Genomic DNA, 20,842 nt, shown 5'->3' with positions numbered 1-20,842 from the left:
ATGGTGAGCAAGCAGGAGACCGACACGAGGGCGGATACGCAGACCGGCCCCGCCGATGCGCCCGCTCCCGAACCCGCTCCCGAACCCGCCCTCACCTCGGCCGCCGTGCCGGCTCCCGCCGCCAAGCCCCGTGGCCGCGGCCGTGGCCGTCCCCGCTCCTTCGACCGGGAGACCGCCCTGGAGAAGGCGCTGCTGGCCTTCTGGGAGAACGGATACGAGGCCACCTCCGTCTCCGACCTCACCCGCGCCATGGGCATCGGCGCCCCCAGCCTCTACTCGGCCTTCGGCGACAAGCAGGCGCTGTTCAACGAGGTCGTGGAGGTGTACGGGGTGCGCTACGGCTCCTTCGGCACCCGCGCTCTCGACGAGGAGCCCACCGTCCGGGACGCCGTGCGGCGCATACTGCGGGAGGCCGCCGCCGAGTACACCGCCCCCGGCCGCCCGCGCGGCTGCCTCGTCGTCCACGCCGCCACCAACTGCACCACTCCCGAGGTGGAGCGGTCCCTGCGGGACCGGCGCAACGCCAACATCGCCGCCTTCGAGAGCCGTATAAGAGCGGACGTCGCCTCGGGGGAGCTGCCGGCCGGCACCGACGCAGCGGCGCTGGCCCGGTACACCGGGGCGATCATCCAGGGGATGTCCCAGCAGGCGCGCGACGGCGCGAGCCGGGTGGAACTGGAGGCGCTCGCCGAAATTGCCATGACCATCTGGCCCCGGAAGTGACCGGGGCGGGTTAGGCTGCCAAGCGCCGATAAGGTAGAGGCGGCCCGCGCCGCACGGTCTTCGACAACAAACAGTCTCCGACGCATGGACACGCGGAGTGGTCTAGTCCACAATCGTTGTAGTTCATACTTGTGGAAAGCCCCCGCTGTGCAGTAGCTCCCACGCGTGGGAACAAGCCTCCGTCTTCCCCGCACAGGAAGACGGACCGAGGAACCGGGCTCTCTGCCCTGACTGCCCCGGCTCCTCATCCTTCGGCCGACCGGGACCGCACACCCCGCGGCCGTTGTTGCTCCGGGCTGCGGTGCCGGGAGGGTTGAGGGTCCCTCCCAGGCGCCGCGGCCCGCGGGTGTCTTCGGGCCCGTACATTTCGGCGGCGTACGACCCGCGTATTTCTGAGCCGTACAAACCGCCGGGTACGCTCGCACACGTGCCCTCCATGAACGAACTGGTCCGCCAGCACACCGCCCTCGACGACTCCGACCTCGAGTGGCTCCATCTGCTGGTGTCGGAGTGGCAGCTGCTCTCCGACCTCTCCTTCGCCGACCTGGTCCTGTGGGTGCCCACCCGGGACGGCACCCGCTACGTCTCCGTCGCGCAGATGCGGCCGAACACCGGCCCGACCTCCTACCAGGACGACATGGTCGGCCACCTGGTGCCGCGCGGCCGCCGCCCCATGCTGGACGCCGCGCTCGACGAGGGCCGGATCGTCCGCGAGGGCGACCCCGAGTGGCGCGAGGAGGTCCCCGTACGGGTCGAGTCGATCCCCGTACGACGGGAAGGACGCGTCCTCGGCGTCATCGCGCGCAACACCAACCTGCTCACCGTGCGCACCCCGAGCCGACTGGAGCTGACCTATCTCCAGTCCGCCTCCGACCTCGCCCAGATGATCGCGGCCGGCGCCTTCCCCTTCGCCAACCAGCAGGTCGACATGGACGCCTCGCCCCGCGTGGGCGACGGCCTGATCCGGCTCGACGCGGACGGCACCGTCCAGTACGCCTCCCCGAACGCCCTCTCCGCCTACCACCGCATGGGCCTCGCCGCCGACCTCGTCGGCCACCACCTCGGCCGGACCACCGCCGAACTCGCCCCCACTCACGGGCCCGTGGACGAGGCGCTCGCGAAGGTCGCCAGCGGCTGGGCGCCGCGCGAGTTCGAGATCGAGGCCAACGACGGGGTCATCCAGTTCCGGGCGATCCCGCTCAAGCCCAAGGGCACCCGTATCGGCTCGCTGGTGCTGCTGCGGGACGTCACCGAACTGCGCCGCCGCGAGCGCGAATTGATCACCAAGGACGCCACCATCCGGGAGATCCACCACCGGGTGAAGAACAACCTCCAGACGGTGGCCGCCCTGCTGCGCCTCCAGGCCCGGCGCATCGAGTCCGAGCGCGGCCGCGCGGCGCTCGAAGAGGCGGTCCGACGGGTCGGATCGATCGCCATCGTGCATGAGACGCTGTCCCAGAACCTGGACGAGCGCGTGGAGTTCGACGAGATCGCCGACCGGGTGCTGGCGATGGTCGCCGAGATCTCCCCGGGCAAGGTGGCCGGCCGCCGCACCGGACGCTTCGGCATCCTCGACGCCGAGGTCGCCACCCCCCTGTCCATGGTGCTGACCGAGGTGCTGCAGAACGCGCTGGAGCACGGCTTCCGCGAGGGGGACACCGGCACCGTCGAGGTCTCGGCGGTCCGCGGCGGCACCTCCAAGGAGGCCCGCCTGCTGGTCACCGTCCAGGACGACGGCGTCGGCCTGCCCGCCGGCTTCGACCCGCACACCTCCGGCAACCTGGGCCTGCAGATCGTACGCACCCTGGTGGAGGGCGAGTTGGGCGGTACGTTCGACATGGTCCCGGCACCGGAACGAGGCACCCAGGTGCTGCTGGACATCCCGGTGCGGGCGCAGAAGTAGGCCTCCACCCGCGGAAGGCGAGATCCCTGGTGAGGCGCGCCCCTCCGGGCGTGCCTCACCAGGGCGCGGTCCCCAGGACGTGCCCCCGAGTCCGCCGCCGAGCACCCGGGTCGGCCGTGAGGGGAAAGCAAAGAGCCCCGGACCTTGGTCGGTCCGAGGCTAGTGCTCGCTGCTGCTCTGCTCGTTTGCTAAGCGCATCGGGGGTACTGCGCGCTGCGTGCTCGGGGGCGGGAGTTGCGTACTCGCTGTACGCGCCGCCAAGCTCAGGCTGTCAGCGGGGTGGGTGTGTCAGGCGGAGGCCTGACGGGCCCGGTTGCGGGCGGCGCGGCGCTTCATGGCACGGCGCTCGTCCTCGCTGAGACCACCCCAGACGCCCGAGTCCTGGCCGGACTCAAGCGCCCACTGCAGACACTGCTCGATCACCGGGCAGCGACGGCAGACGGCCTTGGCTTCCTCGATCTGCAGCAGCGCAGGACCGGTGTTGCCGATGGGGAAGAAGAGCTCGGGGTCTTCCTCGCGGCAAACGGCGTTGTGACGCCAGTCCATGGCTGCTACCTCTCCTTGGTATTACGTGCAGGGTGCTTGTGAATGTGAACGCTTTCACGAATCCCTCAACAAGTGAAGGGCCGATCGCCAGGTTCGCCGGCGAGGTCCTGTGATTTGGAGAGGGGTTCCGGTGATCTGTGGAGGCTGGTCTTGCGGGCCGTCCCGATCGCCACGTAGAGACTCGCAAACCTCAGCGGCGGATACAACCCCTTCCGGAAAGTTTTTTTTGATTCCTCGGTGTCGACTAGGTCACAGCCGTACTTCCATGGGGTGGATCCTGGCCTAAACGTTCGAGTGAAAGGACTTTGGCCCCTTCTGCTCACACAATCACACGCAGTGCACGGCGTACGCCTGTGAACGTCACGCTCGTACGCAGCCCCAGGTGGTCACCGTCCATCTGAAGGGGGAGGGGGACCTTCGAATGCAAGGTGAACCGGGTCAGGTCATGCAGGGAGGTGGCGTGCTTTCCCTGAGGTCCGCGGTCGGGGGACGAAGTGAGCAACTGGGTGCCATACCGGGCAACCGCGGCCGTGGACAGACGGCTGAGACCGAATACGTCGAGGCCGGTGTCGAACGACGCCTTAGGCGACGCATACATGGGGCGATTGCCGAGGAACGTCCACGGGGCTGTGTTCGAGACTATGGACAGCACCAGATCGGTCGCCAGTTCCTCGCCGTCCTGCTCGAGCGAGATCGTCCCGTGCCGGCGATGGGACTCACCGAGCAGCTGGCGTACCACCTGGCGCACATACAGAGCGTGCGTGGACTTCTTCCCGCGCTCGCGCTGCTGCTCGACCCGGCCGACCACGCCCGCGTCGAAGCCGAGCCCCGCGTTGAAGGTGAACCAGCGGGACGGGACGGCCTCGTCGTCGGTGCCGGGCGTCCCGGAGGTGAGCCCCAGGCCGACCGTCCGTTCGCGGCCCTCGCGCAGCGCGTCCAGCAGGGCGCCGGTCGCCTCCACCGCGTCGTTGGGCAGGCCCAGGGCGCGGGCGAAGACATTGGTGGAGCCGCCGGGGACCACGGCCAGGCCCGGCAGACGGTCCGGATCAGGCCCCGCGTGCAGGAGGCCGTTGACGACCTCGTTGACCGTGCCGTCGCCGCCGAGGGCCACGACCAGCTCTATGTCCTCGCTGTCCGCCGCCTGCCGGCCGAGGTCGCGCGCATGGCCGCGGTACTCGGTGGTGACCGCCTCCAGCTTCATCTCGCTCGCGAGAGCGTGGATCAGCACATCGCGCGTACGTGCGCTTGTGGTGGTTGCCGCCGGATTGACCACGAGAAGTGCACGCATGGATGGCAGCGTACCTACTGGGTGGTACCTGGCCCAGACCGGAAGAGGGATCACACAGGAGTTCGGGGCGTGAACCTTGACACGAGCGCGGGGGAGCGGGGGTGTGGGAGGGCGGGAGGAGGGGGAGCCGCGGTGGGCCGGCCCGGCCGCTACCCTGCTGGAGTGAGCTCTGCGCAGAACCCCAGCACCGAAGCCGCCGAAGAGGCGGGCCCGCGTCCTGTCCGGCTGACCGCCGCGGCGGCGCTGGCCGCGCTCGAAGGGCTGGCACTGGTGGCCGGCGGGATCTGGATGCTCGTCCTCGGACTGACCGGCGAGCCGGACGACCGGCAGCAGGCCGTCACGGGCGGCGTCACACTGATCGCGCTCGCGCTGCTGCCGCTGATCGCGGCCCGCGGCCTGCTGGCCCGCCGCAGCTGGAGCCGGGGACCGGCGGTGATCACGCAGATCATGGCGCTGCCCGTCGCCTACAACCTGCTCCAGGCCGACAGCATGGCCATCCCGGCCGGGATCGCGCTGGCGGTCGTGGCGGTCGCGGCGCTGGTCCTGCTGATCAACCCCGAGACGACCCGGGCCCTCGGGATCCGCGGGCCCGGCAACGCCGACAAGTAGCCACCGCTGCTGACGGAGCCGCTGCACGGCCGCCCCGTCCACCGCTCAGCGTCCCGCCGCTGAACGTCTACTCCTCCACGAGGAGCTTCTCCCGCAGCTGCGCCAGGGTCCGGGCCAGCAGCCGGGAGACGTGCATCTGCGAGATGCCGACCTCCTGCGCGATCTGCGACTGCGTCATGTTCCCGAAGAAGCGCAGCAGCAGAATCCGCTTCTCACGGGGTGGGAGGTCCTCCAGGAGAGGCTTCAGCGACTCCCGGTACTCCACGCCCTCCAGCGCCTCGTCCTCCGCGCCCAGCGTGTCGGCGACGGCCGGGGACTCGTCGTCCGTGTCGGGGACGTCCAGGGACAGCGTGGAGTAGGCGTTGGCGGACTCCAGGCCCTCCAGGACCTCCTCCTCCGAGATCGCCAGCTTCTCGGCCAGCTCGTGCACCGTGGGGGAGCGGCCGTGCAGCTGGGACAGCTCCGCGGTGGCCGTGGTCAGCGAGAGCCGCAGTTCCTGGAGCCGGCGCGGCACCCGCACCGCCCAGCCCTTGTCCCGGAAGTGCCGCTTGATCTCGCCGACGACCGTCGGGGTCGCGTACGTCGAGAACTCGACGCCGCGATCCGGGTCGAAGCGGTCGACCGACTTGATCAGCCCGATGGTGGCGACCTGGGTGAGGTCGTCCAGCGGCTCGCCGCGGTTGCGGAAGCGGCGCGCGAGGTGCTCGACGAGCGGCAGGTGCATCCGGACCAGCTGGTTGCGCAGCTCCGCGTACTCCGGGCTGCCCTCCTTCAGCGTGCGCAGCCGGATGAACAGGGCACGCGCCCCGCTGCGGTCCTGAGGGTCGTGGTGAGCGGCCGGCGCGTTCCGCGCGCTCGCCGCGTCGTCCTCGGAATTTCGCTCGTGCTCGCTCATCGTCCCGCCCGTCGCCCTTCCCCGAGCCCGCGCCTCGGCCCGGACAGGGAAGCCCCCGTTCCGCCGCTCCACAGGCGCGCCCTGCACGGCACTGTCCTGATCCCGCTGCCCGTCGCCGGAGAGGTCCGCCCGAGGGGAGTCCTCCTCCGGGTGCGGCCGGGCCTGCTCGGGGATGCCGTCGATGCCGTCCGCCATGCGTCGGGAACCGCCCGGTCCGTCCGGATCGGCCGGACCGACGGGCCCGCCCGTCTCCTCGGCCGGCAGCTCCCGTGTGCCGCGCTCTTCGTCCCGCACCGGCCCGTCCCCGTTCCTCACGCCGGCCCGGGTCCCGCGCCGCGCTGTTTGTAGAGGCTGATCGAAACGGTCTTGTCGTCGTCCACGGCGGAGGAGACCTTGCCCGCGAGGGCGGACAGGACGGTCCAGGCGAAGGTGTCCCGCGAGGGGGCGTGACCGTCCGTGGTCGGCGCGGAGACGGTGACCTCCAGCGAGTCGTCGACGAGCCGGAAGACGCAACTGAGCACCGAGCCGGGCACGGCCTGCTGCAACAGGATCGCGCAGGCCTCGTCCACCGCGATGCGAAGGTCCTCGATCTCGTCGAGGGTGAAGTCCAAACGGGCCGCGAGGCCGGCCGTGGCCGTCCGCAGCACCGACAGGTAGGCACCCGCAGCCGGCAGCCGGACTTCGACGAAGTCCTGGGTCGCGGGCTCGCCTGCGATCTGGGACACCCTCACCTCCAAGGTGGTACAAGCTCTACAAGCTTCACGGGGCCGAGGGTCGCCCCCCGGGGTAACGCGATGTGTGGTTCAGCGGTGACGCTACCGCGCTCTCGATTTTCCTGTCCCCTGGGACCCCAACCCCCTGCTGTCACTCATAGTAAACACGTGAACACGCACAGTGGCTAGAGGGTGGGCGGTCCCAATTCGGAACAGGGCGCGCCGGGTTGACGTACCCCGGCGTCAGACGCTCGAACCGTCCGGATCCGGGGTCACGAACGGGTCACACGAGCACGTGGTCGACGAAGCACCAACGCCAATTCTCACCCGGTTCGAACGTGCGCATCACCGGATGCCCCGACTTTTCGTGATGATCTGTGGCGTGCCGGCCCGGCGACGAGTCGCAGCAGCCGACGTGACCGCAGGTGAGGCACAGCCGCAGCTGTACCGGGTGCGTACCGGCCGCCAGGCACTCGGGACACGTCTCGCTCAGCGCGGAGGGTTCCGGGTGCGGCAGCGCGTCGGCGTGCGTGCACTGTTTCATGATTGCCAGATTACGACGGGTGTGCGGATGACCGCGCGAAAAACGAGGGCGGGCGAGAACCATGGACGTGATGCCACTGCTGTTGCTGGTGGCAGGCAGTGCCGCGATCGCCGCGGCGGGCCGCCGCACACCGGTGCCGGCCCCGCTGCTGCTGGTCGCCGCCGGACTGGCGGTCTCCTACATCCCGGGCATCCCGGACTACACCCTGGACCCGCACATCGTGCTGCCGCTCCTGCTGCCCCCGCTGCTGCACACCGCGGCCACCGACAGCTCCTACCTCGACCTGCGCGCACAAGTGCGGCCCGTCGCACTGCTGTCCGTGGGATACGTGCTCTTCGCGACGGTCGCCGTCGGCTGGGCCGCGTATCTGATCGTGCCCGGGCTGCCGCTGACCGCAGCGCTGGTGCTGGGGGCCGTGGTCGCGCCGCCGGACGCGGTCGCCGCCACGGCGATCGCCCGCCGCGTGGGGCTGCCGTCCCGGATCACCACCATCCTCCAGGGCGAGTCCCTGGTGAACGACGCCACCGCGATCACCGCCTACCGCGTGGCCGTCGCCGCCGTCGTCGGCGAGGGCGCCACCTGGGCCGAAGGGGTCGGTGAGTTCCTGGTCGCGGCGGTCGGCGGCATCGGCATCGGACTGGTGCTGATGGTGCCCATCCACTGGCTGCGCACCCACGTCAAGGAAGCGCTGCTGCAGAACACGCTCTCCCTGCTGATCCCGTTCGTGGCCTACGGCGTCGCCGAACAGGTGCACGCCTCCGGCGTCCTGGCGGTCGTGGTGGTCGCCCTGTATCTCGGCCACCGCGCGTGGGAGGTCGATTTCGCCACCCGCCTCCAGGAGGACGCCGTCTGGAAGATGGTCGCCTTCGTCCTGGAGTCGGCGGTGTTCGCGCTCATCGGCCTGCAACTGCCGGTGGTCCTGCGCGGGCTCGGGGAGTACGAGGGCGCGGACGCCGCCTGGTACGCCTTCGCCGTCTTCCTGGTGGTGGTCGTCGCCCGGTTCGTCTGGGTCTACCCGGCGACCTTCCTGCCACGCGCACTCTCCGCGCGGATACGCGAACGGGAGGACAACCCCTCCTGGAAGGGGGCGTTCATCATCTCCTGGGCCGGCATGCGCGGCGTGGTCTCCCTGGCCATCGCCTTCTCCATCCCGGCGACCATGCACGGCGGCGAGGACTTCCCCGGCCGCAACCTGATCCTCTTCCTCACCTTCACCACGGTCATCGGCACCCTCGTCGTCCAGGGCCTCACCCTGCCGCCCCTGATCCGGCTGCTGCGCCTGCCCGGCCGCGACCTCCAGGCCGAGACCCTGGCCGAGGCCAACGCCCAGGCGCAGGCCTCCCGCGCCGCCGAACAGCGCCTCGACGAACTTCTCACCGACGAGCGCAACGCCCTGCCGGAGCCGCTCGCCGACCGGCTGCGCACCGTCCTGGAACGCCGCCGCAACGCCGTGTGGGAACGTCTGGGCCAGCCCAACCCGATCACCGGGGAGACCGCCGACGACACCTACCGCAGGCTCGCCGGCGAGATGATCGGCGCCGAGCGGGAGGTCTTCGTCAAGCTGCGCGACCTGCGCTACATCGACGACGAGATGCTGCGGACGCTGCTGCGCCGGCTGGACCTGGAGGAAGCGGCGGCGTACCGGGAGACGACGTGATGTGATGCCCCCACGCGTTGTCGGTGCGAGGGGGGATCATTGACCGCACAGGCAGAACACGGCGATCGCCAGGGTGACTCGGGGGGCTCGATGACCGGCGCCGCACAGCGGTACTTCATCAGTTACGCGGGCGCGGACCGCACCTGGGCCGAGTGGGTCGGCTACCACCTTGAGCGCAACGGCCACCAGGTGATGCTCGACGTGTGGGACTGGCGCACCGGCGACGACTTCGTGCAGCGCATGGACGAAGGGCTGCGGCAGGCCGACGCGGTCGTGGCGCTGTTCTCCAAGTCGTACTTCGAACCGGGCCGTTGGACCGGCGAGGAGTGGACCGCCGCCGTGGCCCGCCGTGACCGCGTCATCCCGCTCGCCGTCGAACCGCTCACCAACCACGACGTCCCCGCGATGCTCGCCACCAGGGTCCGCAAGGACCTCCACGGCCTCGACGAGGAGGGTGCGCTCGCCGCCCTCCTGGCGGCGGTCAACGGCGGCGGACGGCCGAGCGCCCCGCCGCCGTTCCCCGGCGCCGCACCCGCCGCGCCGGGCACCGGCCCGGCGGTCCCGCCCGACGACGCCGGGACGGGCGGGACGGCCGGGGGCGCCAGGCCCCGGCTGCCGGACAGCAGCAAGCGGGCCGAGGTGTGGAACGTACGGCGGAAGAACGCCGACTTCTCCGGCCGCGAGGCGGTCCTCGTCGAGCTGCGCGAGGGGCTGCTCGGCGGCCGCGACACCGTCGCCTACGCGCTGCACGGCCTCGGCGGCATCGGCAAGAGCCAGATCGCCCTGGAGTACGCCCACCGCTTCGCCGACCAGTACGACCTGGTCTGGTGGATCGACGCGGAACAGGCCGACCAACTGCCCGTCCACTACACCGAGCTCGCCGACCGGGTCGGCATCGCCAACCCCGAGGCCAGCGCCGAGCACAACGCCCGTACGCTGCTGAACCATCTGCGCGACCGGTCGCGCTGGCTGATCATCCTGGACAACGCCGAGAACCCCGGCCAGATCGAGAACTGGCTCCCCGAAGGCCCCGGCCACGTCCTGATCACCTCCCGCAACCCCAACTGGCGCGACATCGCCCATCCGCTGGCCCTGGACGTCTTCACCCGCGAGGACTCCCTCGCCTACCTCGGCAAACGCATCCCCGGCATCGCCGAGGAACAGGCCCAGGCGCTCGCCCGAGACCTCGGCGACCTGCCGCTGGCCCTCGCCCAGGCCGCGGGTGTCATCGGCAACGGCATGACGGTGGACCGCTACCGTCGGCTGCTGACGGAGAGCACGGCCCGCATCCTGCAAGAGGGAGAGGTCCCCGGCTATCCGGCGCCCCTCGCCGCGACCGTCGGCATCGCGACGGCCGGCCTGGCCGAGGACCACCCCGACGCGGCCGCACTGCTGCGGCTGGCCGCGTTCCTTGGGCCCGAGCCGATTCCCACGGCGTGGCTGGAGGAGGCGCGGCGCCGGCTGACGACGATCCCGGGCGACCCGGACGACCCGATGTGGCTCCAGGCGGCACTCCAGCGACTGAGCCGCTTCGGACTGGCCCGCATCGACCACGAGGCGTTCCAGGTCCACCGGCTGACCCAGGCGGTGCTGCGGGACCAGGTGGATCCCGTGGAGGCCGCGTCGGTCCACGACGACGTGGCCACCGTGCTGGCCGCGGTGAGACCCGGCGAGCAGCAGCGCGCGGAGAACTGGCCGACCTGGGCGAGCCTGACCTCCCACCTCACCGCGCGGCACATCGACGTCGCCGCGCGGGCCGGGCTCCGGCCGGCGCTGTGCGACGCGATCCACTTCCTGATCCGCAGCGGCCAGCCACAGCCCGCCGCGGAGCTCGCCGCCGAGCTGCGGGAGGCATGGACGGCGCGGCTGGGGCCGGACCACCCGGACGTCCTGACCTGCATGCAGTACCTGGGCCACGCCACGGCCGACCTCGGTGACCTGCAAGGCGCCCGGCCCATCATCGAGGACACACTGGTACGGCGGCGGCGCACGCTCGGGGACGATCACGTGGACACCCTCCAGTCGGCGAACGACCTCGCGTCGATCCTCGGCCGGCTCGGCCTCTACGAGGACGCGCTCAGGGTCAACGAGGACACCCTGGCGCGCCGTCAGCGGATCCTCGGCGACGACCACCCGGACACCCTCCAGTCGGCCGACAACCGAGGCGCCTACCTCAGCTCCCTGACGCGGTACGAGGAGTCGCGTGCCATGCACGAGTATGCGCTCGCCCGGCGCCGTCGCGTCCTCGGCGACAGCCACCTGACCACGTTCGCCTCCGCCATCAACCTCGGCAACAGCCTGGCCAACCTCGGAGAGACGACCGAGTCGTGCCGCCTCCTGGAGGACACGCTGCTGAAGTGCCGCACCGTGCTCGGCGACGACCATCCGACCACCCTCAGCGCGAGTCGGGCCCTCGGCAGCACACTGCATGCGTTGGGCAGGCTCACGGAAGCACGGAAACTGGAGACGGACGCGCTGGCCCGCCTGCGCCGGGTCCTGGGCCACGATCACCCCGACACCCTGGCGTCCGCCGAGGGGCTGGCCGTGACGATGGCCGAGCTGCACGACCACACAGAGGCGCGCCTTCTGCACCAGGACACACTGGAGCGCAGGCTCCGCATCCTCGGTGAGGACCATCCGGACTGCTTCTCATCCGCCCACAACCTCGCCGCGACGCTGTCCCGGGCGGGCAAGTACCAGGAAGCCCAGCAGATGCACGAGGCCACGCTCGCCCGCCGCCGTCGGGCCCTGGGACCCGACCACCGGGACACGCTCAGAAGCGGCTTCAGCCTCGCCTTCAACCTGCTCCAGCTCCGGGCCTTCACCCAGGGCACCGAACTCCTGGAAGACGTACGCGCCCGCCAGCGCCGCACGCTCGGCGACGAGCACGAGGACACCCGGCGCTCCACCCACCTGCTCGCCGAGGCCTACACCGCCATGGGTAAGAAGTTCAAAGCGCAGAAGCTCATGGCCAAGAAGAAGCCGGCCCGCAAGTTCGGCCGCAGATCGCGCTAGGCGGACATCCGCTCGGGCGTTCCGGTGATCACGGCTGCCACCGTCGTCCCCTCCGCGAACGCCCCTTCCCCCGCCAGAGCGAAAAGCCCGTACAGCATTTTGGCGACATACAGACGTTCCACTCCCACCCCATGCCGCTCCTCGAACTCCTCTGCGAAGGCGTGGAGTTCCGGCGTGGTGCGGCCGTAACCCCCGAAGTGGAACCGCTCGTCGAGCCACCAGTCACCCCGGGGCCCGTCGAACGCCCGCTTCTGCAACGCCCGTATCTCGTCGCCGAGGAAGCCGCCCTTGAGCACGGGTATCCCGAGGACCCGCTGCTCGGGCCCGGTTCCGGCCGCGAGTCCCGCCAGTGTGCCTCCGGTGCCGCAGGCCACCGCCACCACGTCGGCCCGGCCGCGCAGTTCCTCGCCGAGGGCCTGGCAGCCGCGTACCGCGAGCGCGTTGCTGCCGCCCTCGGGGACGACGTAGGCGTGCTCGGCGTCGGCCGCGCGGAGCACCCGCGCGAGAGTGGCCGGATCCGTCTTGTGACGATACGTCGATCTGTCGACGAAGTGCAGCCGCATGCCGTCGGCCGCGCAGCGGGCCAGGGAGGGGTTGAGAGGGCGGTCCGCCAGTTCGTCGCCGCGGACCACGCCGACCGTGGGCAGGCCGAGCAGCCGGCCCGCGGCGGCGGTGGCCCGCAGATGGTTGGAGTACGCGCCGCCGAAGGTGAGGACGGTCCGGCCGGCCGCCGCCGTGAGGTTGGGCGCGAGCTTGCGCCACTTGTTGCCGACCAGGTCGGGATGGACGAGGTCGTCGCGCTTGAGCAGCAGACACACGCCGCGGCGGGCGAACCGCTCGTCCCGCACCTCCTGCACGGGAGAGGGCAGCCGGGGCCGGCCGAGAGCGGCAAGGGAGGCGTCGTGGCTGGTCACGCCACCATTGTCACTCCCGCCGCCGGAACCTCATTTCAGCCGGTCCCGGATCCGCTCCCGCATCGACTCCATGGTGAAGCCGCGCGGGTCCACCTTCCCGGGCTGCCACTCCTTGTGCCCGATCACCGAGCGCTCCGTCCATCCGTGGTGGCGGCAGATCGCCGCCGCGGCCCGCTCGATGGCCTCCAGCTGGGCCTTCGGCCAGGGATCCACGCCGTCGCCGAGGTTCTCGCACTCGAAGCCGTAGAAGCGGCGATTGCCGTCGGTGTTCGCCTCGTTGTCGTGCGGCAGACCCTTCTCCGCGATCACCGCGCGCAGCACGTCGTCGTCGCCCTTGCCCGCGTGGTTGGCGCGGCCGTAGCCCACGAGATGGACGGTGCCGTCCTTGGTGATGACGCCGTGGCACAGCGGACCCGGCAGGTCCTCGTAGCCGTCCCGGCACAGCTCCACGGTCCGCTTGCTGCCCTTGGTGACCGTGTGGTGGATCATCACGCCGTGCACGGGGCCCCAGGGCCCCTTGTGGTTGCGGTTGTGGTGCCGCCAGTCGCCCACTTCGACGACCCTGACGCCTTCCGCCCGCAGGGCTTCGAGGAACCGGTCCGCGGACATCGGTGAGGCCATGAGCGCCCCCTTCGGTGCTGCGTGACGGCCGCCCGTCGCGACCGCCTCGTGCCGTTTGTACCGAGGCGCGACGGACCGGAACCCTGTGTTCGCACAGCGTGCGAGCCGATCCGGACAGCGCGCTTCCGGACGTTCGCGCCGTCGTCACCCTGTGGGGGGTCCCTATGTGTGCCCCGGCCGACGATGATCCATTCCCGCTCTTTCGGGTAATAGCACGAGCACGTTGCGTGATGGAAGGGTTGGGGGCGAGATCGGTGCCTGGCGGCAGATCGCCGGCCGGGCATGACCGGGAGGGCAATTCCTTATGTCGGTAGGCGAAGAGGTCCGCACGGAGCAGGGCAAGCCGCAGCAGAGTCTCGGAACGGCGGCCGCGCGGAACCTGGCCACCACCACCAAGTCCGTTCCCCAGATGCAGGAGATCAGCTCCCGCTGGCTGCTGCGCATGCTCCCGTGGGTGGACGTACAGGGCGGCACGTACCGGGTGAACCGACGGCTGACCTTCGCGGTGGGTGACGGACGCATCACCTTCGTGAAGACCGGCGACCGCGTCGAGGTCATCCCCGCCGAACTCGGCGAGCTGCCCGCGCTGCGGTCCTATGAGGACGAGGAGGTCCTGAGCGAACTCGCCCGGCGCTGCCAGCAGCGGGAGATCGCCGCGGGCGAGGTCATCGCCTCCTTCGGCAGCCAGACCGACGAGGTCTACCTGATCGCGCACGGCCGCGTGGAGAAGATCGGCACCGGCCCCTACGGCGACGACGAGAGCCTCGGCGTCCAGGCCGACGGCTCCTACCTCGGCGAGCAGGCGCTGCTCGACCCGGACGCCATCTGGGAGTACACGGCCCGCGCGATCACCCCGTGCACCGTCCTCACCCTGGCCCGGCAGGACTTCGAGCAGGTCGCCGAGCGCGCCGAATCCCTCCGCGGCCACCTGGACCAGCAGCGCTCGCTGCCCCGCCAGCGCACCAACAAGTACGGCGAGAAGCAGATCGAGCTGGAGGCCGGCCACACCGGCGAGCCGGACATCCCGCACACCTTCGTCGACTACGAGGCCCGGCCCCGCGAGTACGAACTGAGCATCGCCCAGACCGTGCTGCGCATCCACAGCCGCGTGGCGGACCTCTACAACCAGCCGATGAACCAGACCGAGCAGCAGATCAGGCTCACCGTGGAGGCGCTCAAGGAGCGCCAGGAGCACGAACTGGTCAACAACCGCGAGTTCGGCCTGCTCAACAACTGCGAGTACGACCAGCGGATCCAGCCGCACGACGGCGTCCCCAGCCCCGACGACATGGACGAGCTGCTGAGCCGCCGGCGCGGCACCAAGCTGTTCCTCGCCCACCCGCGCGCCATCGCCGCGTTCGGCCGCGAGCTCAACAAGCGGGGCCTGGTGCCCGAGACCATCGACGTCGGCGGCAACCGCATCCCGACCTGGCGCGGAGTGCCGATCTACCCCTGCAACAAGATCCCGGTCACCGAGGCCCGCACCACCTCCATCATCGCGATGCGTCTCGGCGAGGCGGACCAGGGCGTCATCGGCCTCCGGCAGTCCGGCATCCCGGACGAGATCGAGCCCAGCCTGTCGGTGCGGTTCATGGGCATCAACGAGCAGGCGATCATCAAGTACCTCGTGACGGCCTACTACTCGGCGGCGGTCCTGGTGCCCGACGCCCTCGGCGTCCTGGAGAACGTCGAGATCGGCCGCTGGCGGTGACCCTGGTCGCCCAGAGGCAGTGTCCCCGCCCGGCAGGGCGGGTACATCCTCCGGGTACGCGCCCGACCGGAGCGGACGTGCCACCGTCCGCGGACGTTGTGAGGGGGATGCCGTGACCGAGTCCATGACACAGGCCGAGCAGCTCCCCGGCAGGACGCTCGCAGGCGTCGCAGGCCCGCGGCAGTCCTCCGACACGCTCACCGTCCACGACGCGCCACACCAGTCGAAAACAGACACCGACAAGGACACCGACAAGGACACCGGCAAGGACACCGGCAAGGACACAGACAGGGGCGGGGACAGGGAGAGGGATACGGTCACGCCCACGGGCGGGAGCCCGGAGGACGAGCCGGGCCGGCTCGACGGGCACGAGGCGACGGTGATCCTGGAGCGCACCCGCGCCTCCGTCGACCCCGAACTGCGCGCCGCCGTCGACTCCTTACCCAGCTCCATGCGCAGGGTGGCGCGCTACCACTTCGGCTGGGAACACGCGGACGGCACTCCCGCCTCCGGCAACGCGGGCAAGGCCATCCGCCCCGCCCTCGTCCTGGCCGCGGCCGCCGCCCTCGGCGGCCCGCAGGCCCAGGCCGCGGCCGTCCGCGCGGCCGCGGCGGTGGAACTGGTGCACAACTTCACGCTGCTGCACGACGACGTGATGGACCGGGACACCACACGCAGACACCGCCCCACCGCGTGGACGGTGTTCGGTGACCCCGACGCCATCCTGGCCGGCGACGCCCTTCAGGCACTGGCCCTGCGTCTGCTCGCCGAGGACCCGCACCCGGCGTCGGCAGCCGCCGCGGCCCGGCTCGCGGCCTGCGTGATCGAACTGTGCGAAGGACAGCAGACCGACACCGCCCTGGAGCGGCGCGCACCCGCCGACGTCGGACTCGACGAGGTGCTGGTCATGGCCGAGGCCAAGACGGGCGCGCTGCTGGGCTGCGCCTGCGCCGTGGGCGCGCTGTACGCGGGGGCGTCCGCCGAGGACATCGAGGCGCTGGACGCGTTCGGCCGGGAGGCCGGGCTCGCCTTCCAGCTGATCGACGACGTGATCGGCATATGGGGCGACCCGAGCCGGACCGGGAAACCGGCCGGCGCGGATCTCGCCGCCCGCAAGAAGTCCCTGCCGGTCGTCGCCGCGCTGGCCTCCGGCACCCCGGCGGCCGCGGAACTCGCCGAGCTGTACGGGGCGCCGTACGACGGTGGGGACCTGGAGCCCGCCGTGCTCGCGGTGGAACGGGCCGGCGGCCGTGACTGGGCCCAGCTCCAGGCGGCCGACCACATGGCCCGGGCGATGCAGGAACTGGCCCGCGCCATCCCGGACCCGGAGACGGCGGGCGGGCTGCTCGCCCTCGCGGAGTTCGTCACCCGGCGTACCACCTAGACCCCGGAGCCTTCGGGACCGTGCGGCTCCTGACCCCGCACGGTCACCGGAGGCTCCGGCTCGCGGGTCCCGCACATCCCCACGGTGTGCGGGGCCCGCCCCACGCCTTCGGCCACCCACCGACTACGCTCAACCGCCGTACCGATCAGGCGGGTTGGGGCGGACGAAGGGGTGGGCATGGGCGTGGCGATCCGGGCTGCGGGGGAGGGGGACCGGGAGGCGGTCGTCCGGCTGCTGGACGAGGCGTTCCGGGACGACCCGGTCAGCCGCTGGGTGTTCCTTGATGAGGAGTACCTCCGCGCCACGCACCACAGGCTGATGGCCGCGTTCACGGACATCGTGCTCGCCGAGGGCTGGATCGACGTCACCGAGGACGGCTCGGCCTGCGCGCTCTGGCTGTCGGTGCCCGCGGCCGGCCCGGACGACGGGCACGCCGCCGAGGACGACGGACCCGCCCTGGTCCGTGCGGCCGTCGACCCCGCGAACGAGCGCGTCGAGCTGATCGGCCGGCTCACCGCGGAGATCCACCCGGCCGAACGCGCCCACGCCTACCTGTGGATGATCGGCGTCGCCCCGCACCGGCGGGGCGAGGGGCTGGGCAGCGCGCTGATCCAGGCGGTCCTGGACCGCTGCGACCGCGACGGCCTGCCCGCCTACCTGGAGGCGAGCAACGCCGACAGCCGCCGCCTGTACGAGCGGCTGGGCTTCGCGGTCATGGCCGACCGAGTGCTGGAACTGCCCGACGGCCCACCGATGTGGCCCATGTGGCGCGAGCCCGACGCCGGCTGATCCCATGGGAGCGCGGCGGATGCCCTGCGCCGGCTGATCGCAAAGGGCTCGCATCCCCTCCCCGGCTGACCCGACGGAGCCGCATTCCTCAGCGGCTGATCCGGTGGGGGTCGTGCGTCCCGCATCGGCCGCGTCCGCAGCGGCTGTGCGCGTTGTGCGTGTTGTGCCGTGCCGGTTGACCGGGGGGCGAGCCCTCGCGGGCTGGCCCGACGGAGCCGTATGCCGCACCGGCTGATGCGACAGGAGCTGTGGGTCCTGCATCGGCTGGGTCCAGGTCGGCGCGAGCCCTGCGTCGACTGACCTGGCAGGGGCCGTATGCCTCACGGGTTGATCCTGCGAGGGTGCGAGTCCTCGCGGGCCGGCCCGACAGGGGGTCCTCCCCTCACTGGCTGAGCCCGGGCGGCGGTTCTCGACACCGGCCTACCTACGGTCGTGCCCCTCACGGGCTGCCCCCGTAGGCGGCAGGTGCCCACACCGGCCGACCGCACAGCACGCCCCTGCCCGCCCGTTGACCCGACGCAAGGCCGCTCCGAGCCGGCCGAGCCCGCAAACTCCGCTGCCCTCCGCCCCCGCCGATGGCTCTCACCGCCCCACCGGAGGCCCACCACCCCTTCACCGTGCGCCGGAGGCCCACCACCCCCCGTCGGAGGCGGCTCCCCTTCCCCCGCCCGCCGCAGGCGGGCCCTCACCGCTCCGGCACGATCCTCGCCACGATGCGTTCCACCAGTTCCTCCGGGACACCCGTTCCGGGGAGGACGCCGTCGAGGACTCCGGGCAGGGTCACCTGTTCGAGGATCAGGCCGAGCATGGCGAGGTAGAGCACGACGACCGTCTCGTCGCCGCCGGGCAGGCCCGCCTCCCGGTGGAACGTCATGCCGTACTCCAGTTCGCCGCGGACGGACTCGGTGTACGAGGCGCGCAGTTCCGGGCGGCGGGTGGCCTCCAGGCGGAGTTCGAGCAGGGCCAGATAGCCCGTGCGGTCACCGGTGACGCGGGTCATCAGGTCGTGCATCAGCGCGGTGACCAGCGCGCGGTCCTTCGGGGCCTTCATCAGTGCGCCCAGGACCTCCGGGTCGGGGGTCAGCCGGGTGTGCACCCGGCCGTCGATCTGCCGCAGCAGGTCGTCGCGCCCGCCGAAGTAGTTGGAGGCGGTGCCGACCGGCACCCCGGCCGCCGTGTCCACCGCGCGGAACGTCAGCCCGCGGGCGCCCTCCCGTGCCAGCACCTCGATCCCGGCGTCGAGCAGGGCCGCGCGGCGCTCCGGATTACCGGCCATTCGGAATCCCCTCTCTCACTTGAACGACTTCACCGGCTCGTCCATCGAAACACTTGCAACCACTACAAGCGAAGTACTACAACTGGAGTGGTTCAGCGACGAGTGCAGCTTACGGAAGAGAGACCCAGTTGCGAAAGCTCAGCTACTTCATCGCCTGCTCGATCGACGGATTCATCGGCGACCCGAGCGGCGACGCCTCCGCCATGTTCCGCTTCGTCGAGGGCGAGTACCTCGACTACCTCAAGACGGAGGAGGCCGACACCCTGCCCACCCCGGGCCGCCGCGCCTTCGGCGTCGACGACACGCCCAACCGGCGGTTCGACACGATCGTCCAGGGCCGCGCCAGCTACGACCTGGCACTGAAGGAGGGCCTCACCAGCCCCTACGCCCACCTGCGCGAATACGTCGCGTCCCGCACCCTCGCCGAGTCCCCGGACCCGAACGTCGAGATCATCTCCGACGGCCTCGTCGCCAAGGTCCGCGAACTCAAGGCCGAGGACAGCGCCTTCGACATCTACCTGTGCGGCGGCTCGCGGATCGCCGGCGAGCTGATCGACGAGATCGACGAGATCGTCGTCAAGACCTACCCCGTCGTGTTCGGCTCCGGCATGCCGATGTTCGCCTCCGGCTTCGCCGTCACCGACTTCGCCCTGGACTCGGTGCGCTCCTTCGACAACGGAGTGCTGGTGCGGACGTACCGCAGGAAGCGGTGACGGGCGGAGGGGCGGGGCGGCCGGCCGGCGGGGAGCGCGGAACGGTCGGCCGTCCTACCCTGGAGGGCATGGACAGCGAAGGTCATGCCTGTCCCGTCTGCGGACAGTCCGTCGAAACGGTCGTCCGGCGCCACAAGACGCTGGGCGCATGGGTGCCGACCTGGGTCGCGGGCCCGTGCCGGAACCCCAAGTGCGACGCGTACGCCGAGGTGGGCGTCGCAGCCGCCGAAGAGCACACCAGGCGCCCCGGCCCCACCGAGCACGAGCGGCACACCGGGCGGCACACCGGGCACGCGAAATCCTGACCGCCCCGACCGGGCCCGACCGAGGAGCGCCCATGAAGTACCTGGTCGTCGTGCAGGGCACGCAGGCGGAGTACGAGGGCATGCGCGGGAACCCCTCCGAGAACGCCCCCGGCTGGACCGAGGACGAGCTGAAGGCCATGTACGTCTACATGGGCGCGATCAACTCCGAGCTGGCCGAGACCGGCGAGCTGGTCGACCCCCAGGGTTGGCCGAGCCCGCCCGGAGCCGGCTGGTCACGCGCGGCGCGGACGGCCGTACGGTGATCGCGGACGATCCCTACGACAAGGCCGAGGTGCTGCCGGCCGGCTACTGGCTGCTGGACTGCGCGAGCCTGGAGCGGGTCACGGAGATCGCCGAACGCGTCACCCGCTGCCCCGGCCCGGAGGGAGTCGTCGAGCGGCCGGTGGTGATCCGGCCCGTTCTCGACGGCGCCGACGACATCCAGGACGCCTCCTAGAACTCACGACGCGCCCGGCAGTCCGCCCGTCAGGGGGTCTCGTCCCGTCAGGCAGTAGATGCCGCTCGCCGGGTCCCGCAGCACGATCCAGTGCCCGCCCGTCGCCACCCGTACCGCGCCGAGCCTCTCGTGCTCCGCGCAGGTCGCCTCGATGTCGGCGCAGGCCAGGTCGAGATGGGCGGAGGCCGGCCGTTCGGTGCCGAGGCGCTGGAGCAGCAGCCGCACCGGCAGCCCGGCCGGCGGCGCCACCACATGGAACTCCGGCCGCGACCCCGGCCGGGACGTCCAGCCGGTGGTCAGCGCGCTCCAGAAGGCGACCTCGGCGTCGTAGGCGGACGGCGGGACGTCCAGGCACACCTGGTCGAGACGGCTGCCGCGCACCACCGGCGGCCGTATCGCCTCCCCCTGCCAGGGCACGGCGCAGAACAGCTGACCGGCGGGCGAGCGCAGCACGGCCCATCCGTCGTGCTCGGCGACGGTCCGCGCGCCCAGCGCCAGCGCGGTGGCGATGAACTCCGGTACGTCGTCCACGGCGAAGTCGAGATGCGCGCCGCCGTCCCCGGAGCCGACGCCCTGCACCTTCGCGCAGGCGTCCGCGCCGCCGCCCGGCAGCAGTGTCGCGAACTCTCCCCGCTTGCCGCGGGGCTCGGACAGCCGGGTGCCGGTGACGGCCGTCCAGAACTCCTGGGCGCGGCCGAGGAGTCCGGCGGGGCGGTCGATGAAGGCGTAGGTCCAGCGGATGGTCATGCCGTGATCGTAGAGCGAACGATTCCGTGATC

19 protein-coding genes and 1 pseudogene are annotated in these 20,842 nt (G+C 71.3%); 11 read left to right on the top strand and 9 right to left on the bottom strand.

The window, feature by feature from the left end; all coding sequences use genetic code 11:
* Both ABT232_RS06470 and ABT232_RS06465 read left to right on the top strand, forming a co-directional pair.
* A complete protein-coding gene (locus ABT232_RS06470; RefSeq protein ID WP_351836706.1) occupies positions 1 to 723 on the top strand; it encodes a TetR/AcrR family transcriptional regulator in 723 nt (240 codons plus the stop codon).
* Positions 724 to 1,159: 436 nt separating this feature from the next.
* Positions 1,160 to 2,626, top strand: a complete 1,467-nt coding sequence (locus tag ABT232_RS06465) for a histidine kinase N-terminal domain-containing protein (protein ID WP_351836912.1) — start codon at positions 1,160 to 1,162, stop codon at positions 2,624 to 2,626.
* Between the two features lie 288 nt (positions 2,627 to 2,914).
* Here ABT232_RS06465 and ABT232_RS06460 read toward each other — a convergent pair whose 3' ends face one another.
* Positions 2,915 to 3,172, bottom strand: coding sequence for a WhiB family transcriptional regulator (locus ABT232_RS06460; protein WP_003992873.1), 258 nt, complete (start codon positions 3,170 to 3,172; stop codon positions 2,915 to 2,917).
* Between the two features lie 319 nt (positions 3,173 to 3,491).
* Complete coding sequence (locus ABT232_RS06455) at positions 3,492 to 4,460, bottom strand: diacylglycerol/lipid kinase family protein (protein WP_351836704.1); 969 nt, start codon at positions 4,458 to 4,460, stop codon at positions 3,492 to 3,494.
* 162 nt (positions 4,461 to 4,622) lie between these two features.
* Between ABT232_RS06455 and ABT232_RS06450 the strand changes: the two genes are divergently transcribed.
* A complete protein-coding gene (locus tag ABT232_RS06450; RefSeq protein WP_351836703.1) occupies positions 4,623 to 5,069 on the top strand; it encodes a hypothetical protein in 447 nt (148 codons plus the stop codon).
* Between the two features lie 67 nt (positions 5,070 to 5,136).
* On the opposite strand, the gene ABT232_RS06445 is transcribed toward ABT232_RS06450, so the two are convergent.
* From ABT232_RS06445 to ABT232_RS06435, 3 genes are all read right to left on the bottom strand, one after another.
* The gene (locus ABT232_RS06445; RefSeq protein WP_351836701.1) at positions 5,137 to 6,258 is read right to left on the bottom strand and encodes an RNA polymerase sigma factor SigF; all 1,122 of its coding nucleotides are present in this window, start codon (positions 6,256 to 6,258) and stop codon (positions 5,137 to 5,139) included.
* A gap of 17 nt (positions 6,259 to 6,275) precedes the next feature.
* The gene (locus ABT232_RS06440) at positions 6,276 to 6,689 is read right to left on the bottom strand and encodes an ATP-binding protein (RefSeq protein WP_015657891.1); all 414 of its coding nucleotides are present in this window, start codon (positions 6,687 to 6,689) and stop codon (positions 6,276 to 6,278) included.
* A gap of 271 nt (positions 6,690 to 6,960) precedes the next feature.
* A complete protein-coding gene (locus tag ABT232_RS06435; RefSeq protein ID WP_351836910.1) occupies positions 6,961 to 7,221 on the bottom strand; it encodes a UBP-type zinc finger domain-containing protein in 261 nt (86 codons plus the stop codon).
* A 61-nt stretch (positions 7,222 to 7,282) separates the two neighbouring features.
* On the opposite strand from ABT232_RS06435, the gene ABT232_RS06430 reads away from it, so the two are divergent.
* Complete coding sequence (locus tag ABT232_RS06430) at positions 7,283 to 8,878, top strand: Na+/H+ antiporter (RefSeq protein ID WP_351836698.1); 1,596 nt, start codon at positions 7,283 to 7,285, stop codon at positions 8,876 to 8,878.
* A gap of 90 nt (positions 8,879 to 8,968) precedes the next feature.
* Positions 8,969 to 11,893 (top strand): FxSxx-COOH system tetratricopeptide repeat protein, encoded by a 2,925-nt coding sequence (fxsT, locus tag ABT232_RS06425; protein WP_351836695.1) that lies wholly within the window; start codon positions 8,969 to 8,971, stop codon positions 11,891 to 11,893.
* Here fxsT and ABT232_RS06420 read toward each other — a convergent pair.
* Together ABT232_RS06420 and ABT232_RS06415 are read right to left on the bottom strand one after the other, a co-directional pair.
* Positions 11,890 to 12,807 (bottom strand): 1-aminocyclopropane-1-carboxylate deaminase/D-cysteine desulfhydrase, encoded by a 918-nt coding sequence (locus ABT232_RS06420; protein WP_351836694.1) that lies wholly within the window; start codon positions 12,805 to 12,807, stop codon positions 11,890 to 11,892. The two genes, fxsT and ABT232_RS06420, sit on opposite strands and share 4 nt — an antisense overlap.
* A 30-nt stretch (positions 12,808 to 12,837) precedes the next feature.
* Positions 12,838 to 13,428 (bottom strand): N-acetylmuramoyl-L-alanine amidase, encoded by a 591-nt coding sequence (locus ABT232_RS06415; RefSeq protein WP_351836692.1) that lies wholly within the window; start codon positions 13,426 to 13,428, stop codon positions 12,838 to 12,840.
* Positions 13,429 to 13,732: 304 nt separating this feature from the next.
* Between ABT232_RS06415 and ABT232_RS06410 the strand changes: the two genes are divergently transcribed.
* The 3 genes from ABT232_RS06410 to ABT232_RS06400 all read left to right on the top strand — a co-directional run bounded on the left by ABT232_RS06410 (position 13,733) and on the right by ABT232_RS06400 (position 17,312).
* Entirely contained in the window at positions 13,733 to 15,139 is a 1,407-nt protein-coding gene (locus ABT232_RS06410; protein ID WP_351836690.1) for a family 2B encapsulin nanocompartment shell protein, read from the top strand.
* Between the two features lie 112 nt (positions 15,140 to 15,251).
* Positions 15,252 to 16,523 (top strand): family 2 encapsulin nanocompartment cargo protein polyprenyl transferase, encoded by a 1,272-nt coding sequence (locus tag ABT232_RS06405; RefSeq protein ID WP_351836688.1) that lies wholly within the window; start codon positions 15,252 to 15,254, stop codon positions 16,521 to 16,523.
* A gap of 177 nt (positions 16,524 to 16,700) precedes the next feature.
* A complete protein-coding gene (locus ABT232_RS06400; protein ID WP_351836685.1) occupies positions 16,701 to 17,312 on the top strand; it encodes a GNAT family N-acetyltransferase in 612 nt (203 codons plus the stop codon).
* Positions 17,313 to 17,997: 685 nt separating this feature from the next.
* Here the strand turns inward: ABT232_RS06400 and ABT232_RS06395 are convergent.
* Positions 17,998 to 18,588, bottom strand: coding sequence for a TetR/AcrR family transcriptional regulator (locus tag ABT232_RS06395; RefSeq protein WP_351836682.1), 591 nt, complete (start codon positions 18,586 to 18,588; stop codon positions 17,998 to 18,000).
* 128 nt (positions 18,589 to 18,716) lie between these two features.
* Here ABT232_RS06395 and ABT232_RS06390 point away from each other — a divergent pair, with 128 nt between their 5' ends.
* From ABT232_RS06390 to ABT232_RS06380, 3 genes and pseudogenes are all read left to right on the top strand, one after another.
* A complete protein-coding gene (locus ABT232_RS06390) occupies positions 18,717 to 19,301 on the top strand; it encodes a dihydrofolate reductase family protein (RefSeq protein ID WP_351836679.1) in 585 nt (194 codons plus the stop codon).
* Between the two features lie 68 nt (positions 19,302 to 19,369).
* Complete coding sequence (locus tag ABT232_RS06385; RefSeq protein ID WP_351836676.1) at positions 19,370 to 19,606, top strand: hypothetical protein; 237 nt, start codon at positions 19,370 to 19,372, stop codon at positions 19,604 to 19,606.
* A 32-nt stretch (positions 19,607 to 19,638) separates the two neighbouring features.
* Positions 19,639 to 20,063: pseudogene (locus tag ABT232_RS06380) on the top strand (YciI family protein).
* A 3-nt stretch (positions 20,064 to 20,066) separates the two neighbouring features.
* On the opposite strand, the gene ABT232_RS06375 reads toward ABT232_RS06380, so the two are convergent.
* Positions 20,067 to 20,810, bottom strand: a complete 744-nt coding sequence (locus ABT232_RS06375) for a VOC family protein (RefSeq protein ID WP_351836673.1) — start codon at positions 20,808 to 20,810, stop codon at positions 20,067 to 20,069.
* Between the last annotated feature and the right edge of the window lie 32 nt (positions 20,811 to 20,842).

The sequence above is a fragment of the Streptomyces sp. NPDC001532 genome, from assembly GCF_040298625.1.
Classification (GTDB): Bacteria; Actinomycetota; Actinomycetes; order Streptomycetales; family Streptomycetaceae; genus Streptomyces.
The sequence above is the reverse complement of the archived record's forward strand: the minus strand, read 5'-3'. Positions and strand labels throughout refer to the sequence as shown.

Bases quoted from the DNA above. Each gene is read 5' to 3' on its own strand.
- ABT232_RS06430 (WP_351836698.1), top strand. From the start codon at position 7,283: ATGGACGTGATGCCACTGCTGTTGCTGGTGGCAGGCAGTGCCGCGATC.
- ABT232_RS06455 (WP_351836704.1), bottom strand. From the start codon at position 4,460: ATGCGTGCACTTCTCGTGGTCAATCCGGCGGCAACCACCACAAGCGCA.
- ABT232_RS06435 (WP_351836910.1), bottom strand. From the start codon at position 7,221: ATGAAACAGTGCACGCACGCCGACGCGCTGCCGCACCCGGAACCCTCC.
- ABT232_RS06385 (WP_351836676.1), top strand. From the start codon at position 19,370: ATGGACAGCGAAGGTCATGCCTGTCCCGTCTGCGGACAGTCCGTCGAA.
- ABT232_RS06470 (WP_351836706.1), top strand. From the start codon at position 1: ATGGTGAGCAAGCAGGAGACCGACACGAGGGCGGATACGCAGACCGGC.
- ABT232_RS06410 (WP_351836690.1), top strand. From the start codon at position 13,733: ATGTCGGTAGGCGAAGAGGTCCGCACGGAGCAGGGCAAGCCGCAGCAG.
- ABT232_RS06460 (WP_003992873.1), bottom strand. From the start codon at position 3,172: ATGGACTGGCGTCACAACGCCGTTTGCCGCGAGGAAGACCCCGAGCTC.
- ABT232_RS06375 (WP_351836673.1), bottom strand. From the start codon at position 20,810: ATGACCATCCGCTGGACCTACGCCTTCATCGACCGCCCCGCCGGACTC.
- fxsT (WP_351836695.1), top strand. From the start codon at position 8,969: ATGACCGGCGCCGCACAGCGGTACTTCATCAGTTACGCGGGCGCGGAC.
- ABT232_RS06415 (WP_351836692.1), bottom strand. From the start codon at position 13,428: ATGGCCTCACCGATGTCCGCGGACCGGTTCCTCGAAGCCCTGCGGGCG.
- ABT232_RS06465 (WP_351836912.1), top strand. From the start codon at position 1,160: ATGAACGAACTGGTCCGCCAGCACACCGCCCTCGACGACTCCGACCTC.
- ABT232_RS06400 (WP_351836685.1), top strand. From the start codon at position 16,701: ATGGGCGTGGCGATCCGGGCTGCGGGGGAGGGGGACCGGGAGGCGGTC.
- ABT232_RS06395 (WP_351836682.1), bottom strand. From the start codon at position 18,588: ATGGCCGGTAATCCGGAGCGCCGCGCGGCCCTGCTCGACGCCGGGATC.